We start from the raw sequence: 15,584 nt of genomic DNA on the forward strand, positions 1-15,584 counted from the left end.
GGTCCCCGAACTGCGGCCGAGTATCAACGGGACTTCAAGCTGAAGCGGGATCCCCGATCACCCCGATCGGGGTCTTTCTGCGCCGCTCCAGCCTCGATGAACTGCCCCAGTTCTGAACGTGCTCCGCGGCCAGATGAGCGTGGTCGGCCCGCGCCATCGTTTCGGCCGAGCTGGAACGCTACGGCTCCTGCATGGACGAGGTGCTCTCGGTCCGACCGGGACTCACCGGTCTCTGGCAGGTTTCGGGTCGCAACAACCTCAGCTACCGGCGCCGGGTGCGCCTCGATCTGGCTACTCACGCGACCGCAACGTGGCGCTCGATCTCGCGATCATCATCCGTACCATTGGCGTGATCCTCTTCCCGATGGATCGCGGTGCCTACTGACATCAGCCTGATCCACTGACGGGGATTGCCAGAGCCACGCCGGCGACGCCCACCAGCCAGATCAGCATCAGACGTCGGGTCAGCAGCAGCATCCGCTCGATGTCAGCGGGCGTCACCGACCGGCCGCCCGCTCCCACCGGTGGCTTGATGGTGATCTCGCCGCCGTAGTGGTTGGCTCCGCCCAGTTCCACCCGATCACCGGGCATAGATGGCTTCCGAGAGCCCGCGTTGGGAGAGGCATCGGCCCGGCCATCGCGGGCAGCGGCCTGCACAGCGGCAGCCAGCGCGCCACAGCCCGGCCGCCGGGGCAGGCTGAGGGCACCAGGCGCGCGGGGAGCCAGACGAGGGCGTCATCGAGCCTGGCGCCGGCGGTCCCGAGCCAGCGCAGCCGCCCGCGCCGGTAGCCCAGCATCGAATCAAGGGTGCTGGCGGCCTTCATGGCCCAGGCCAGCGCCAGTGGACCCGGCATCCACAGCGCTCCCGCCAGCCAGACCAGCGACCCGAGGAGCATCCAGAACAGGGGGGCGAAGACGCCGTCCACGGCGTTCTCACTGGCGGTCTCCGCCGCGGCCCGGAGAATGCCGCCCCGATCGAGCCGCTCCACGTCCCGTCCCACGATCCAGGCCAGTCGCCGGCGCGGGCCATTCAGGCTGCCGTCGTCCTCCGCCAGGGCGGCCAGCACCCCCCGAACCGCGTCCGTCAGGCTGCGCCAGGCGAGGGCACTGGCCAAAGCCACCACCAGGGGGATCCAGCCGATGGGGCTCTGCAGGGCCAGGCGCTCCAGCACCCAGCCGCTCCCACCGCTCACGAGCACCAGGCCTGCCGTGATTGCTCCGCCGGCCAGCCGCAGCCGGATCGGAGAATCGCCGGCCCAGCGTTCCCCGCCGTGGCGCAGGCGCTCGATGCCCCACCCCATCACCTGCACGGGATGCGGCCAGGAACGCGGGTCGCCGATCCAGGCATCGAGGACGACGGCGGCCAGGACCGGTGCCAGGGGCCACAGCGCGCTCCAGAGCTCGTGCCATGGCTTCACGGCACCGCGCCGGGCCTGGGGCGCGAGCTGTGGGGGACCACGGCCATCGTCAGGAAGAGCAGCAGCAGCAGCGGCAGCGCCAACTGGAGGCCGATGCCCTGGGCGATGGCACCCATGGCCACACTTCCCAGCAGCCCGCCGACTGCGCCCGAGCGGCGCAGCACCTGCCAGGCCAGGCCGGGATCCGTCCGCTCCGGCAGATTCCCGCCAACGCTGCGTCGCTCGTGGCCGCGAGAAGGCCGATGGGAACGAACAGAGCCACGGCGCTCCAGCCGGCCATCAGCTGAGTGAGTCCCAGCAGAGCCGCCAGGGCGGCAAAGCTGGCGCTCGTGGAGCGGAGCCGGGGCATGCCGGCGGGAAGCACTCCCCAGAGGGCCCGGCCGAGTCCGTAGGCCACCAGCACCATGGCGAAGTCGAAGCAGCGGCCCTGATCCACCGTGCGCACCCACAGGGGCAGCAGGGCGAACAGCCTCCGAACAGGGCTCCCTGCAGCAGGCCGGCCCCACTGAGCCTGGCCCGCATGCTGTCCGGGTGGCGGCCGTTGCCATCGCTGTCGTCCCGGACCCGGCGCGCGAGCTCTGGCTCAGGGCCAGCGGCAGCAACAGCACCAGGGCCGGTGCGAACTGGGCCGGGGCGGGAAACAACAGCGCGGTCAGCAGCAATCCGAGCAGCCCGCCCAGCTCCGCTGCGGACCGGAGTCCCTCAGCCGTTGCGCCGGGGCGCTCCAGCAGGCGCTGCTGCAGAGGCAGCTGACTGCTCTCCCTCCCCAGCCCGAACAGCAGGCTGGCAAGAAGCAGATGGCGATCAGCCAGACCGTGTTCTGCGCTGGCAGGCTCCGGGCTCCGGCCAGGCTGGCGGCCAGCAGCATCAGCAGGCTGAGTAGCTGGAGACCGTAGGCGGAGGGTTTCGGCCGCAGGGGCAGCAGGGCCGGCAGGGTGACGACCGCCGGCAGCAGGCCGTTGAGCAGCGGCGAGCGGCTCAGGCCACTCACCAGCCAGGCGGTTGCCGCCAGGCTCAGGCTGGATCCGGCCTGGGAGGACCCCCAGGCCAATGCGGCGGACCGGGCGCCCGAGCGCACCCAGGCGATCAGGCGGCGCGCAGCCAGCTGAACATCGATCTCAGACCTTCACCCACCTGCTCGACGGGATGCTCCGCGTCCTGCTGACGCCATTCGCCCATCCGCGGCTTGCCGGCTTCGCACTCGGCCACGAAGTTGCGGGCGAAGGTGCCGTCCTGAATGTCGCTCAGGATGCGCTTCATCTCGGCTTTGGTGTCGGCGGTGATCACGCGCGGGCCACTCACGTAGTCGCCGTATTCCGCGGTGTTGGAGATCGACTCCCGCATGGCCGTCAGGCCGCCCTTGACCATCAGATCCACGATCAGCTTCACCTCGTGCAGGCATTCGAAGTAGGCCAGCTCGGGCTGGTAGCCGGCCTCCACCAGGGTCTCGAAACCGGCCTTGACCAGAGCGCTCAGGCCGCCGCACAACACCGCCTGTTCCCCGAAGAGGTCGGTCTCGGCCTCCTCCTTGAAATTGGTCTCGAGGATGCCGGCGCGGGTGCCGCCGATGGCCTTGGCGTAGGCCATGGCCAGCTCGCGGGCCTGGCCGGAGGCGTTCTGCTCGACGGCGAACAGGCAGGGGACACCCTGGGCGTTCTGGTATTCCCAGCGGACGGTGTGGCCCGGGCCCTTCGGCGCAATCATCACCACATCCACATCGGCCGGGGGCTGAATCAGGCCGAAGCGGATGTTGAAGCCATGGGCGAAGCTGAGCACCTTGCCCGGTTTGAGGTGCGGTGCGATCTCGGCGCTGTAGACGGCCTGCTGCGCTTCATCGGGCAGCAGGATCATGATCCAGTCGGCACGCTCGGCGGCCTCTGCCACGCTGAGCACCTCAAGGCCGTCGGCCCGGGCCTTCTCGGCCGAGCGGCTGCCCTCGTAGAGGCCCACCACCACATCGATGCCGCTGTCCTTCAGGTTCAGGGCATGGGCATGACCCTGGGAGCCGTACCCGATGATCGCCACCGTTCTGCCGTTGAGAAGGCTCAGGTCAGCATCGGCGTCGTAGTACAGGGTGGCCATCCGTGGGAATGCAGGCGCAGACAGACCGATGAGTGTATCGGCGCGACCTGCATGGCCCGGGCTGGCCGGGCCTCAGCTGCGCGCGGCGTCGGGGTCCTCGATCACCCGGTCGATCAGGCCGTAGTCCTTCGCTTCGGCAGCGCTGAGGAAGTAGTCGCGGTCAGTGTCGCGCTCGATCTTCTCGAGTGGCTGACCGCTCATTCCTGCGAGGCTGCGGTTGAGCATGTCCTTCATGCGCAGGATCTCGCGCGCTTCGATCTCGATGTCGCTGGCCTGCCGTTGACTCGTGCCACCGAGGGGCTGGTGGATCATGATCCGGCTGTGGGGCAGGGCCACCCGCTTGCCCTTGGTGCCGGCCGCGAGCAGAAACGCACCCATGGAGGCCGCCAGACCGACGCAGATGGTCACGACGTCGGATTTGACGTACTGCATCGTGTCGAAGATGGCCAGTCCGGCGGTCACCGAGCCGCCGGGGAGTTGATGTACAGATAGATCGGCTTGCTGCTGTCCTCGGAATCGAGGTACAGCATCTGGGCCACCAGGCTGTTGGCCACGCCGTCGTTGACCTCCTGCCCGAGAAACAGGATCCGCTCGACGCCGAGACGGGTGTAGATGTCGACCCAGCGCTCGTACTGGCTGCCGGGAAGGCGGTAGGGGACGCTCGGAGTGCCGATGGGCATGGTCAGGAAGTCTGTTGAGGGTGTGTGGAGGGAAGAGGGAATGGCGGCTCAGGCCACCGGTACCGGGGCTGGGCTGGGGAGATCCTTGCGACTTCCGAGAACGCGATCGATCAGCCCGTAGTCCTTCGCCTGTTCGGGGGTGAGGTAGCTCATCCGGTCGGAGTCGCGGCTCAGTTCCTCCACTGAGCGCCCGGTGTTGCTGGAGAGGATCTCGAGCATGGAGCGCTTGTTGTGCAGCACCTCCTGGGCACGGATCTGGATGTCGGTGGCCTGGCCCTGAGCGCCGCTGCGGGGTTGATGCAGCACGATCGAGGCGTGGGGAAGCGAGGCCCGCTGACCCTTGGTTCCGGCCGAGAGAATCACCGCTGCAGTGCCCATCGCCTGGCCGATGCAGATCGTGTGGATCGGCGGTTTGATGTAGCGCATCGTGTCGCAGACAGCGAAGGCTTCCGTTTCAAAGCCGATCGCATCGCCTGAGTACCAGCTTGTACCGGTGGAATTGATGTAGAAATAGATCGGCTTCTCCGGATTGTCGAACTCCAGATAGAGAAGCTGAGCGATGATCAGCTCGGTCACATCCATGCCGAGCTGCCGTTTGGTGTCGTTGTCGGAAAAGAGAGGCAGTCCGAGGTAAACGATCCTCTCCTTCAACATCAGGGAGGGCAGATCCGGTGGCGGGGTGCGCATCACGGCCGAATCACCGTAATAAGGGGCCGAAACCGTCATCGCCGCTCGCGAGTTGTGCTGTGTCGACCCTAGCGGGGGTGTGCGGGCCTGTGGTCGCAGCGTGCGAACACCATGCGACCGGCGGATGTCTGCAGGGCGCCGGTCACGGTCACCGGCAGCCGCTGGCCGATGCGGTCTCGCGCCCCTTCCACCACCACCATCGTGCCGTCCTCGAGGTAGCCCACCCCTGCAGCGCTTCCTTGCCCTCGCGGACGATCTTGAGTTTGAGCTCGTCACCGGGGCGAACCTCCGGCCGCAGGGCGATCACCAGATCACTGAGGTTCATCACCCGCAGCTCCTGGACCCGGGCGACCTGGGCCAGGTTGTAGTCGGCCGTGAGCAGGGTCCCGCCAGTGTCGGAGGTGAGCAGCAGCAGCTTGTCATCCACCCCCGCGCCCTCGTAGCGGGTGCTGTTCACCACCAGGCGGCGGCCGTAGGTGGAGCGCAGCTCGGTGAGCAGCTTCAGCCCCCGGCGTCCCTTGCCCCGTTTCTCGGCATTGGCTGAGTCGGCCAGGGCCTGCAGCTCATCGATCACGGACTGGGCCACGATCACCTGCCCTTCGAGCAGGCCACAGGCCAGCAGGGCACGGATGCGCCCATCGATGATGACGCTGGTGTCGAGAATCTTGGCCGAGGCCGGCGTGAGCACGCCATCGGCCACCAGCAGCGCTTCGGCGGCGCCGGGATTGAACAGCCGCAGCAGCGTGCGGCCGTGCACCTCGGCCAGGTTGTACCCCAGCACCCCGAAGAACACGTTGCTGAGCACCGCGGCCAGCGGCTTGATCAGGATGACCTCCCACGGCAGCGGCAGCAGCAGGATCGGGGCCAGCAGCAGGTTGGCCACCAGCAGTCCGAGGATCAGGCCCACCGACCGGCTGATCAGCAGGTCGGTGGGCATGGTGCGCACCTGCTGCATCAGCTTCTGGCGCAGCTGCTGGAAGAAGACCCCCGCCAGCAGGCCGAAGAAGGCGCCGAAGCCCCCCATCACCGTGCGCAGCCCCTCCGGGTTGGTGACCTGCACCAGCATCGATTCGGGCAGCAGATCGACGCCGAGCCATCCGGCCGCCCCCCCGAGACCAGGAACAGCACCAGGATGAGGACTTCCACCATGAGAGGCGTGCCGGTCCATGTCGTGCGGTACGAGGGCAGCATGCCCCATTCCCCGCGGTGCGGCCCGGGCCCCTGCCGCAGCGTTGTGAGTTCGTGATCGGCTCCGCCCCCGCCTCTGGCCGCCGCGCAGTGCCTACGTGCACGTGCCCTTCTGCCATCGCCGCTGCTTCTACTGCGACTTCGCGGTGGTTCCCCTCGGCGATCGGGCGGACGGGGGGCGATCCGGCTCGGTGCAGGCCTACCTGGAGCTGCTGCAACGGGAGATCCACGCCGCGCCGCACGGACCGCCGCTCTCCACGATCTACGTGGGGGGCGGCACACCCTCCATCTGTACCCCCGATCAGATCGCCGGGATCCTCAGGAGCCTGCGGCAGCGCTTCGGTCTGGCTCCCGGAGCGGAGGTGACCCTGGAGATGGACCCGGCCAGCTTCGACCGTCCGCGCCTGGCGGGCATGCTGGACGCCGGCATCAATCGCGTCAGCCTCGGGGGCAGAGCTTCAGCGACGTCATGCTCGAGCGTCTCGGTCGGCGGCACCGGCGCGTTGACCTGGAGCGGGCCGGAGGCTGGCTGACGCAGGCCCTTCTGAGCGGTGACCTGCGCAGCTGGAGCCTGGATCTGATTCAGGCCGCTCCCGGCGAGACCCGCCACAGCTGGGATGAGCAGCTCTGCCGCGCGATCGCGCTCGGCCCTCCGCACCTCTCCATCTATGACCTGAGCGTGGAGCCCGGCACGGTGTTCGCCAGGCAGCGCGACCGGGGCGCCCTGGTACTGCCCGACGAGGATCTGGCGGCGGACCTGATGCTCCAGACCGCAGCCACACTGGCGCGTCACGGCTATGGCCACTACGAGATCTCGAACTTCGCCCTGCCCGGGCACGCCTCCCGCCACAACCGCGTCTACTGGAGCGGCGCCGGCTGGTGGGGCTTCGGGCTGGGAGCCACCAGCGCCCCTGCGGGCACAAGGGAGAGCCGGCCCCGGACCCGAGCTGCCTACGAGGCCTGGTTGCGGGATCGGCTGACCCCATCAGAGGCTCCTGAACCCGGCCTGTTGGCGCTGCTGCCCTTCGATGAGCAGGTGCTGGTGGGACTCCGGCGCCGGGAGGGGGTGCACCTGAGCCGGCTGGCTGAGGCCTGCGCCATTGAACCCGCCGCCCTGGCCGACCTGATCCAGCGTTGGCAGCCTTGGCTCCAGAGCGGCCTGCTGCAGCGTGCCGGGGGGCGCTGGTGGCTCAGCGAACCGGAGGGAATGGCCCTCAGCAATGGCCCGTTGCGGGAGCTGCTCGACTGGTGGGATGCGTGGCCGGATGCTGCTGCTGCTGAAGAACCCAGTCCCGCAGGGTCTCCCCGAACAGCCGACCCCCCTCCAGCAGTGGCGGGCTGAAGGGCGGGGCGGCCTCGCTGAGGCCCAGCAGATCCGCGCTGACCCTGACCTGGCCGTCGCAGTCGTCACCGGCACCGATGCCGATCACCGGGATGCTCAGGCGATGGCGCAGTCGGCCGGCCAGGGTTGAGGGGATGTGCTCCAGCACGAGTGCGAAGCAGCCGGCGGCCTGAAGGGCCAGTGCCTGCTGCTCCAGGCGCTCCTGGCTCACCGGATCGCCGCCCTGGCGGCGGTAGCCGAGCTGATGCACCGACTGGGGCGTGAGGCCGACGTGGCCCATGACCGGGATGCCCATCCGCACCAGCCGGTCGATCACCTCCAGGATCTCGGGCTCGGCGCCCTCCACTTTCACCGCGGCCGCCGGCGCCTCCTTGAGGGCGCGGCCGGCGGCCGCCACCGCGTCATCCGGTCCGCACTGGTAGCTCAGAAACGGCAGATCGCAGATCAGCAGCGGCTGGAGATGGGGCGGGGGCAGGAGCCCGCGCCCTACAGCCCGGCAGTGGTGCAGCATGTCCTCCAGGGTGACCGGAAGGGTTGTGGCATGGCCCAGGGCGGTCATGGCCAGGGAATCTCCCACCAGCAGCACATCGGCACCGGAGTCCTGCACCCACCGGGCCGAGAGAGCGTCCCAGGCCGTGAGCGCCAGGATCGGCCGGCCGTGGCGTTTGTATCGGATCAGATCGTCAGGACGCACGGCAGAGAACCACCAGCGCCCTTGCTAGCATTTGACTGACTCGGACCCATGCGGTTCCGACGCCCAAATCTGGTCAGGACCGGAAGGGAGCAGCCACACGGGATGCTCAGAGCAGGCGTGGACTCCGAGTCACCCATTTCACCGGAGCTGCTGCGTTCAGCGAACAAGCGCCGATCCAGCTAATGGTGCATGGCTCTTCGTTCGCATCACGGTGGACATTGAATTGAATATTCAGGAGTCAGATCCACAGAACTCTGACTCCTGAATGCATCTCAAGGGTGATCGGGACGTTCCTTGCGCTTGCGCAGAAACTCCGGAATGGCCGCTCCGGCCCCCTCGCCGAGTGCCGGAGTGCTGGGAGCCGATGTGGGCACGGTGGAGAAGTGGGGCTGGGCCGGCCGCTCGGAGCGATAGCTCTCGCTGCCTTCGAAGCCGGTGACAATCACCGTCACATGGATCTCTCCCTCCTGCCGCTCATCCACCACGGCACCGAGGATGATGTTGGCCTCGGGATCCACCACGTCGTAGATGACTTCCGAGGCTGTTGTCATGTCCTCGAGAGTCATGTCGCGCCCACCGCTGATGTTGATCACACAGCCCTTGGCTCCATCGATGCGGGCGGACTCGAGCAGGGGGCTGCTGATGGCGGCCTGAGCGGCTTCCACCGCTCTGGAGCGCCCGGACCCGACACCGACACCCAGCAGGGCCGTACCGGCCTCGCTCATCACCGAACGGACGTCGGCGAAGTCCACGTTGACCAGGCCGGGTCGGGTGATGATGTCGGTGATGCCCTTGACGCCCATCCGGAGTACGTCATCGGCTGAGCGGAAGGCTTCCTGGAGCGGTGCTCCGGAGATCGTGTCCCGCAGACGGTCGTTGGGAATGACGATCAGTGTGTCGACATGCTCGGCGAGGCGGGCGATGCCCTCATCGGCCTGGCGCTGCCGTTTGCGGCCCTCGAAGGAGAAGGGTTTGGTGACGATGCCGACCGTGAGCGCGCCGACCTCCTTGGCTACCTCGGCCACCACCGGGGCGGCACCCGTGCCGGTGCCCCCACCCATGCCCGCGGCGATGAAGACCAGATCGGCGCCTTCCAGGTTCTGCTGCAGTTCCATGCGCGACTCCTCGGCCGCCTTCTGCCCGATGGTCGGGTTGCCGCCGGCTCCCAGCCCCCGGGTCAGCTTCTGGCCCAGCTGGATGCGGTGCTGGGCTGCCGAGAGGAGCAGAGCCTGGGCGTCGGTGTTGAGCACCCGGTAGCCGACACCTTCGAGATCCGATGCGATCATGCGGTTGACCGCATTGCTGCCACCACCTCCGACCCCGATCACCTCGATCCTCGCGCTCTGACTGGGAACGATGCCGTTGGGGCTGCCGTTGGCGTGGGTCATCGCCGCATGCTCGGGATCAGAGGTCGCAAGGGGAATGGGAAGCGTGGTGTCCGTCTGCACCTGTGGGCCACACCATTCGAGTTCCGCAGCATTATGTCGTCATTGGCTTCGGTTTTCCGAAAGATCCCAGCCAGTTGCCCGATTTGCGTGGAAATGCAACCCCGGTGCCTGAGGATCTGCCCTCGCTCTTGACGGATGTGTGCCTCACGTCCCTGAGGATCCGTTGCGCCGGCGCGCGGTGGCCGTGTGGATCAGTCGGTTTCCGCTTGTGCAGAGGCACTGGCTGGCTTCGCCGCAATCCCCAGCTCCGGTTGCTCGGGATCGGTGAGATCGATGCTCACGAGCCGGCGTCCGCTCAGTTGCTGGGGCAGTTTGCTCGTGAGGTGCCGCATCACGGCCAGTCGCTCCGGGTGGCGACCGTCATCGGAGCCCAGCAGCACATCGCCCAGGGCCTCGGTGCTCAGCCAGAGCTCGCCATTGCTCTCGAACCGCACTCTTGAGAGCGGGCTGCCCATGCCGTCGCGACGCTCCAGCACCTGCTCGAGCGTGGGGCGATAGCGCTGCTGCCAGCCCAGCACCCGGATCGAGGTGAGAGGCTCCTCGCCGGCAGCCAGCAGAGAGCGGTCCATCCAGTGCCCCGCGCCGTCCACGAGCCCCGCCTCCACGCCGGAGCGGGTCGGACGTTCCGCGTGCGCCAGGGGATCCCGGTCCGTGAGACGGACCATGAGGCGTGGGGGCAGCATCCGCCGTTGCACGTGCACCTCCTGCACCGGAAGCATGGTGCCCAGGCGCTCCTCCACTTCGCTGGGCACCAGATCGAGCAGGGTGCGGGGGAAGGAGAGCTCCAGGGCCTCGAGCACCCGCTCCCGTCCGAGCCGTTCGCTGCCGCTCACCACCACCTGGTCGGCACGGCTCAGCTGCCAGCCCTGATCCAGCACGAGCACTCCCAGGCCGCCGGCCGCGGCCAGGAAGAACAGCAGCCGCCAGGCGTTGGCCAGGCCCTCCCACTGCTTCTGGCGGCGCATCAGCCGGCGCCGTTCAGCGCCGGGGGAGCGGACCCGCGATCGCACCGGGGGCGTCACAGATCGCATCGGCAGCGGGCCATCAGTTCATCCATCCAGAGCCGGGCCCGGTCGGCATCGGCGAAGGGCACATCCGCCTGCTGTCCCGCCCCGACCAGGCGGATCCGGCACTGGCCCTGGGATTCCTCGGTCAGGGGCGCTTCGCCCGTGTCGAGGGCCAGCAGCTCCAGCAGCTCCAGCTGACGGACCCGGAATTCACCCTGGGGGTTGAGCTTGCCGGCTTCGAAACTCGCCCAGCTCAGCAGACCGTCCTTCAGCCGCGCCGCTCCCTGGCCGTCGAGCTTGGCCAGTTCCGAGCCGGTCGCCCAGGTTCGGAACAGGCCCTGTCGCCGTCGCTCCAGCCAGCCCAGGGCGGTGAGCAGAACGAAGAACAGGAGCAGCGGAAGCCAGAGGAGACCCTGGGTCATGGCAATGCGGGGGTGACCCCGACGGCCGCCCCATCCTCGCTGGCCGGCGCGGCGGCATCGTCGTCCAGGGCCAGCCGGATCAGGCGGTGCACCAGTTCCGGCAGGGGCACGCCGGAGGCCTGCCAGAGCATCGGGTACATGCTCTGGGATGTGAATCCGGGGAGGGTGTTGATCTCGTTGACCCACAACCGCTCCACGCCGGGCTCGTAGAAAAAGTCAACGCGAGCCAGTCCGCTGGCCGCCACGGCCCGGCAACTGGCCACGGCCAGTCGGCGGATCTGCTCACGGATGCCGTCCGGGATCTCGGCCGGGATCAGGCAGTGGCTCAGTCCGTCGCTGTATTTGGCGGTGTAGTCGTACCAGTCGGCGTCGAAGCGGATCTCCCCCACCACCGAGGCCTCCAGCCGCCGGCCGCCCAGAACGGCGCATTCGAGCTCTCGGGCGCTGACGCCCTGCTCCACCACCAGACGGGAATCGTGACGGCAGGCTTCCAGAAGGCCCGTGCGGAGTTCCTCCCGGCTGTTGCAGCGGCTGATGCCCACCGAGGACCCGAGGTTCGCCGGCTTCACGAAGCAGGGGTAGCCGAGGGCCTGCTCCAGTTCGGCGGCCAGCGCCTCGCCATCGCTCATCACCCGCGTGCGGTCGCAGGATCGATAGGGCACCTGGGGCAGCCCGGCAGCCGCGAAGGCGGCCTTCATGGCCTGCTTGTCCATGCCCATGGCCGACCCCAGCACCCCCGAGCCGACGAACGGCGTTCCCATCAGGGTGAACAGTCCCTGAACGGTGCCGTCCTCTCCGTTGGGGCCGTGCAGGACGGGGAACCAGACCTGCACGGCCTCGGCGGCGGCGGGCAGACCCCGGAAGCCCGCTCGGGGAGAGGCTTCGGATGAGTCGGAAGGCGAGCCGGATGGCGTCTCGGCCGCGGCGGCCGGCTCATCAGGCTCCCCCCGCTCCAGCACGGTCTCCGCCACCTCCGGCGGTTGCCAGCCTCCCTGGCGGTCGATGTAGATCGGAATGACCCGATAGCGGGACCTGTTGAGCGGATCCCTCAGCCCCTGCAGCACCGTGCGGGCCGAGCGGATCGACACCGCATGCTCCCCGGAGGCGCCGCCGAACAGAAGACCGATGGAGAGGGGGGGAGCGAAAGGCATGCGGCGACTGCGGCCTGGCGCCGCAGACCTGGGTCGGCCAAAGGTATCAGCGCTGCCGCGTCCGTCAGCCCCCCGAGGATTGATGCTTCGGTTCAGGGGACAACGCCAGGGCCGTGCCGCTGAGGGAGAAGGGGCGCGTCTCCTCGATCCGCACCTGCACAAGCGCGCCGGTGGGGATCGCCGTGCCATCGGCGAGCCGGGCCGGGAAGAAGGTGAGCCGGTTGGTGCGGGTGCGGCCCATCAGCTGATCGCTGCGGCGGGGATTGGCTCCCTCCACCAGCACCTCTTCGCAGCGTCCCAGGTAGCGGCGGCTGCGCGATCGGGCCGAGCGCTCCACCAGGGCATTGAGCTCCTGCAGCCGTGCCACCTTGACCTCCTCGCTCAGCTGATCCGGCCAGGTGGCCGCCGGCGTGCCCGGCCTCGGTGAGTAGGCCGCCGTGTTCACCTGATCGAAGCCCAGGCGGTCGATCAGGGTCAGGGTCCGCCGGAACTGCTCGTCGCTTTCGCCCGGGAAGGCCACGATCACATCGGCGCTGATGGAGGCATCGGGGATGCGCTGCCGGATGCGTTCGATGATCCGCTCGTAGCGGGCGACCGTGTAGCCACGGCCCATGGCTTTGAGGATGGTGTCGTCGCCGCTCTGGAAGGGGATGTGGAAGTGTTCGCAGACCTTGTCCAGCTGGGCGCAGGCGTCGATCAGCCGATCGGTGAAATAGCGGGGGTGACTGGTGGCGAATCGAAACCGTTCGATCCCGTCCACGTCGTGCACGGCATGGAGGAGATCGGTGAGGGTGTGGGCGTGTCGACCCTCCGGCGTGCTGCCGGGCAGGTCGCGGCCGTAGGCATCGATGTTCTGCCCGAGCAGGGTCACCTCCCGGTAGCCCCGCGCGGCGAGCCCCTTGATCTCGGAGCGGATCGCCGCCGGCAGCCGCGACTGCTCCCTGCCCCGGACCGCGGGCACCACGCAGTAGGTGCAGCGTTCGTTGCAGCCGTAGATCACGTTGACCCAGGCGCAGACGCTGCTGTCGCGGCGGGCCGTGCTGATGTCCTCGAGGATGTGGTGCTCGTCGGTCGCCACCACCTGCTGACCGTTGGCCACCTGCTGCAGGAGCGTTTCCAGCCGATTGGCGTGCTGGGGACCCATCACCAGATCCAGCTCGGGCACCCGCCGCAGCAGGGCGGCACCCTCCTGCTGGGCCACGCATCCGGCCACCACCAGGGTCAGGCTCGGGTCCAGGCGCTTGCGCTGGGCCTGTCGCCCCAGGTGGCTGTAGACCTTCTGCTCGGCGTTGTCGCGGATGGTGCAGGTGTTGTAGAGAACGACGCTCGCGCTCTGCTCCGTCTCCGCCGGCCGCAGGCCCATCGACTCCAGGATGCCGGCCATCCGTTCGGAATCGGCCTTGTTCATCTGGCAGCCGAAGGTGGTGATCCAGTAGGTCCTGCCGGCGGCGGCGCCGGTCTCCTCCGGATCGGCCGGCCCGCTCAGGGGCCTGACGGAATGAGGGCTCAGCGTCGAGGTCATGAGGGCAGTCTGGGCCATTGCACCTCCGGCTGTTCCAGCAGGCTCAGCTGCTGACTCGCCAGCGTCAGCTTGCGGGCCGTCTCCCGGTAGAGGAGGCGCATCAGCGCCAGAGCCAGCGCCGATTCGCTCCGCTCGAGCTGCTCGAACACCGCGCGGCTCAGCACACGGCAGCAGCCCTCCGTCTCGCTCACCACGTCCGCACCGTGGCGACTGCCGGTGACGAAGGCGACTTCGCCGAAACACACCCCCGGTCCGAAGGTGGCCAGCCGCACCGGCCGCTGCGCGCCCGGACGATCGAGCACCGCACTGAAGCTGCCGGCCTCGATCACGAACAGGGCATCGGCCTCACTCCCTGCGCGGCAGACCGTCTCGCCCGCCGCGTAGCAGCGCACCTCCATCAGCCGCGCCAGCTGGCCGGGGCAGGGATCGGGCAGCTGGCCGAGGAGATCGGCCGCACCGCCAGCCTCCGGCCCTGTCCGGTCATCAGCGTCATCCGGTCTGCTCCGGTCCTCCAGCAGGAGTGTTTCGGCCGCCTCGATGGCGGGATCGAGACCGGGGTACACGGCCACGTTCTCAATGCGGAGCAGTTCCTGCAGCGGATCCGCCAGATGGCCCAGGCCACAGAGCAGAACCGTGACGCTGCTGCGGTGGAGTGTCTCGAACGCCGGCCGCAGCAGGTCGATGCCGATGCGTGAGACGTCCAGCACCCCAGCCAGATCGAGGACGAGAAAGCTGCCCGGCTCCGCGCAGGGCTCGATGTAGGCCAGCAGCTCCTCGGTGGCTGCGAAGTCGAGCACTCCCTGCACCTGCAGCACCCGGATGCGATCCCCGCACCGATCCAGCACGGCGCATTCCGCCCGGTCGCGCCAGTGCCGTGAATGCCGCGTGCAGGCGGTGGTGGCGGAACGGATGGTGGTGCCTGAGCGGGGCGGCTGGTCGAACAGATGCAGCTGCCATCGCCGTGAGAGCTCCTCGCAGACCGCGACCCCGCGCACCGAATTGCCGTAGGCATCCAGGGGTGGCGAGTACACCGCCAGGCCCAGCTGGCCCGGAACCACCGCCAGCAGGCCGCCTCCCACACCGCTCTTGGCCGGCATTCCGACCGTGTGCAGCCACTGGCCGCTGTAGTCGTACATGCCGCAGCTGCCCATCACCGCCAGCACGGCGCTGCTCAGTTCCGGATCGATGACCCGGGTGCCGCGGAAGGGATGGCGTCCCTGGCAGGCCAGGCAGGAGGCCATCACCGCCAGATCCCGGCAGGTGACCTGCACCGAGCACTGACGGAAGTAGAGCTGCAGCGAGGCCTCGGGGTCGGTCTCGATGATCCCGGCATTGCGTAGCAGGTGACCGATGGCCCGGTTGCGGTGGCCGCTGTCCCGTTCGGAGCGGAACACGGCTTCGTCCACCTCCAGGGGCCGGCCCGCCAGCCCGGCGTAGAAGGCCAGGAGCCCGGCCTCGGCGCCATCGGGGTCGTGCGCCCAGATCTGGGCCGTGGTGGCGATGGCACCGGCGTTGATCATCGGGTTCATCGGAATCCCGCTGTCCGGATCGAGGCTGATGGCGTTGAAGGCCTCTCCGGATGGCTCCACCCCCACCTTCTGCAGCATCTTCTCGGGAGAGAGGAGCGAGAGCGCCAGGGCGTAGCTGAAGGGCTTGGAGATCGACTGGATGGTGAAGGGTGTCTCGCTGTCGCCGACGCTGTACAGACGACCGTCGCTGGTGGCCACCGCAATGCCGAAGGCATCGGGACTGGCCCGCGCCAGCTCGGGGATGTAGTCCGCCAGCCGGCCGTCGCGCCGGCCGATGAGGCTCTGATGGACCTCATTCAGCAGACCCTGGATCAGCGAGGACGTCGCCGCAGGTGTGGGCATGGCGCGATCCGGAGGCGGCCTTCCAGGTTCCCGCAAGGGAAGGTTGTGGCAGGTTGAGACCCGGTCTCATTG

Annotated in this window: 12 protein-coding genes, 1 other RNA gene and 4 pseudogenes; 3 read left to right on the forward strand and 14 right to left on the reverse strand. The window is 68.6% G+C overall.

What is annotated here, in order from left to right:
* Positions 1 to 15: 15 nt before the first annotated feature.
* Positions 16 to 385 (forward strand): annotated as a pseudogene (locus tag EVJ50_RS00005) (sugar transferase); the annotation flags it as partial.
* A gap of 112 nt (positions 386 to 497) precedes the next feature.
* On the opposite strand, the gene EVJ50_RS00010 reads toward EVJ50_RS00005, so the two are convergent.
* From EVJ50_RS00010 to EVJ50_RS00035, 7 genes and pseudogenes are all read right to left on the reverse strand, one after another.
* Positions 498 to 1,418 (reverse strand): CobD/CbiB family cobalamin biosynthesis protein, encoded by a 921-nt coding sequence (locus EVJ50_RS00010; protein ID WP_370455535.1) that lies wholly within the window; start codon positions 1,416 to 1,418, stop codon positions 498 to 500.
* The gene (locus tag EVJ50_RS14435; protein ID WP_191964802.1) at positions 1,415 to 1,582 is read right to left on the reverse strand and encodes a hypothetical protein; all 168 of its coding nucleotides are present in this window, start codon (positions 1,580 to 1,582) and stop codon (positions 1,415 to 1,417) included. The genes EVJ50_RS00010 and EVJ50_RS14435 overlap by 4 nt, the downstream gene beginning before the upstream one ends.
* A gap of 488 nt (positions 1,583 to 2,070) precedes the next feature.
* Positions 2,071 to 2,496, reverse strand: coding sequence for a hypothetical protein (locus tag EVJ50_RS00015; RefSeq protein ID WP_150881804.1), 426 nt, complete (start codon positions 2,494 to 2,496; stop codon positions 2,071 to 2,073).
* Between the two features lie 8 nt (positions 2,497 to 2,504).
* Positions 2,505 to 3,500 carry a ketol-acid reductoisomerase gene (ilvC, locus tag EVJ50_RS00020; protein ID WP_150881805.1) on the reverse strand — a complete coding sequence of 332 codons (996 nt, stop codon included), beginning with the start codon at positions 3,498 to 3,500 and terminating at the stop codon, positions 2,505 to 2,507.
* A 72-nt stretch (positions 3,501 to 3,572) separates the two neighbouring features.
* Positions 3,573 to 4,180 (reverse strand): annotated as a pseudogene (locus EVJ50_RS00025) (ATP-dependent Clp protease proteolytic subunit).
* A 48-nt stretch (positions 4,181 to 4,228) separates the two neighbouring features.
* Entirely contained in the window at positions 4,229 to 4,906 is a 678-nt protein-coding gene (locus EVJ50_RS00030; RefSeq protein WP_150881806.1) for an ATP-dependent Clp protease proteolytic subunit, read from the reverse strand.
* Between the two features lie 29 nt (positions 4,907 to 4,935).
* Positions 4,936 to 6,016, reverse strand: a pseudogene (locus EVJ50_RS00035) (PIN/TRAM domain-containing protein).
* Between the two features lie 137 nt (positions 6,017 to 6,153).
* Between EVJ50_RS00035 and EVJ50_RS00040 the strand changes: the two are divergent.
* Positions 6,154 to 7,349: pseudogene (locus EVJ50_RS00040) on the forward strand (coproporphyrinogen-III oxidase family protein); the annotation flags it as partial.
* Here EVJ50_RS00040 and panB read toward each other — a convergent pair.
* Positions 7,270 to 8,091, reverse strand: a complete 822-nt coding sequence (panB, locus tag EVJ50_RS00045) for a 3-methyl-2-oxobutanoate hydroxymethyltransferase (protein WP_150881807.1) — start codon at positions 8,089 to 8,091, stop codon at positions 7,270 to 7,272. The pseudogene EVJ50_RS00040 and the gene panB overlap by 80 nt on opposite strands.
* 37 nt (positions 8,092 to 8,128) lie before the next feature.
* On the opposite strand from panB, the gene ffs reads away from it, so the two are divergent.
* Positions 8,129 to 8,225, forward strand: an RNA gene (gene ffs, locus EVJ50_RS00050) — signal recognition particle sRNA small type.
* 138 nt (positions 8,226 to 8,363) lie between these two features.
* Here ffs and ftsZ read toward each other — a convergent pair.
* From ftsZ to glsA, 6 genes are all read right to left on the reverse strand, one after another.
* Entirely contained in the window at positions 8,364 to 9,479 is a 1,116-nt protein-coding gene (gene ftsZ, locus EVJ50_RS00055) for a cell division protein FtsZ (protein WP_150881808.1), read from the reverse strand.
* 251 nt (positions 9,480 to 9,730) lie between these two features.
* Positions 9,731 to 10,570, reverse strand: coding sequence for an FtsQ-type POTRA domain-containing protein (locus tag EVJ50_RS00060; RefSeq protein WP_150881809.1), 840 nt, complete (start codon positions 10,568 to 10,570; stop codon positions 9,731 to 9,733).
* Positions 10,558 to 10,968, reverse strand: coding sequence for a hypothetical protein (locus EVJ50_RS00065; protein WP_150881810.1), 411 nt, complete (start codon positions 10,966 to 10,968; stop codon positions 10,558 to 10,560). The genes EVJ50_RS00060 and EVJ50_RS00065 overlap by 13 nt, the downstream gene beginning before the upstream one ends.
* Positions 10,965 to 12,119 (reverse strand): D-alanine--D-alanine ligase family protein, encoded by a 1,155-nt coding sequence (locus tag EVJ50_RS00070; protein WP_150881811.1) that lies wholly within the window; start codon positions 12,117 to 12,119, stop codon positions 10,965 to 10,967. Before EVJ50_RS00070 ends, EVJ50_RS00065 begins: the two co-directional genes overlap by 4 nt.
* Positions 12,120 to 12,183: 64 nt before the next feature.
* A complete protein-coding gene (miaB, locus tag EVJ50_RS00075; protein WP_370455625.1) occupies positions 12,184 to 13,605 on the reverse strand; it encodes a tRNA (N6-isopentenyl adenosine(37)-C2)-methylthiotransferase MiaB in 1,422 nt (473 codons plus the stop codon).
* A 32-nt stretch (positions 13,606 to 13,637) separates the two neighbouring features.
* Positions 13,638 to 15,512 (reverse strand): glutaminase A, encoded by a 1,875-nt coding sequence (gene glsA / locus EVJ50_RS00080; protein ID WP_150881813.1) that lies wholly within the window; start codon positions 15,510 to 15,512, stop codon positions 13,638 to 13,640.
* Between the last annotated feature and the right edge of the window lie 72 nt (positions 15,513 to 15,584).

Origin of the sequence: Synechococcus sp. RSCCF101 (genome assembly GCF_008807075.1) — a bacterium.
In the GTDB taxonomy this organism is placed as follows: Bacteria; Cyanobacteriota; Cyanobacteriia; order PCC-6307; family Cyanobiaceae; genus RSCCF101.

What these genes read in the sequence shown, in the direction of transcription:
- ftsZ (WP_150881808.1), bottom strand. Translation starts at nt 9,479, where the DNA reads ATGACCCACGCCAACGGCAGCCCCAACGGCATCGTTCCCAGTCAGAGC.
- ilvC (WP_150881805.1), bottom strand. Translation starts at nt 3,500, where the DNA reads ATGGCCACCCTGTACTACGACGCCGATGCTGACCTGAGCCTTCTCAAC.
- EVJ50_RS00065 (WP_150881810.1), bottom strand. Translation starts at nt 10,968, where the DNA reads ATGACCCAGGGTCTCCTCTGGCTTCCGCTGCTCCTGTTCTTCGTTCTG.
- glsA (WP_150881813.1), bottom strand. Translation starts at nt 15,512, where the DNA reads ATGCCCACACCTGCGGCGACGTCCTCGCTGATCCAGGGTCTGCTGAAT.
- EVJ50_RS00070 (WP_150881811.1), bottom strand. Translation starts at nt 12,119, where the DNA reads ATGCCTTTCGCTCCCCCCCTCTCCATCGGTCTTCTGTTCGGCGGCGCC.
- EVJ50_RS00060 (WP_150881809.1), bottom strand. Translation starts at nt 10,570, where the DNA reads ATGCGATCTGTGACGCCCCCGGTGCGATCGCGGGTCCGCTCCCCCGGC.
- EVJ50_RS00030 (WP_150881806.1), bottom strand. Translation starts at nt 4,906, where the DNA reads ATGACGGTTTCGGCCCCTTATTACGGTGATTCGGCCGTGATGCGCACC.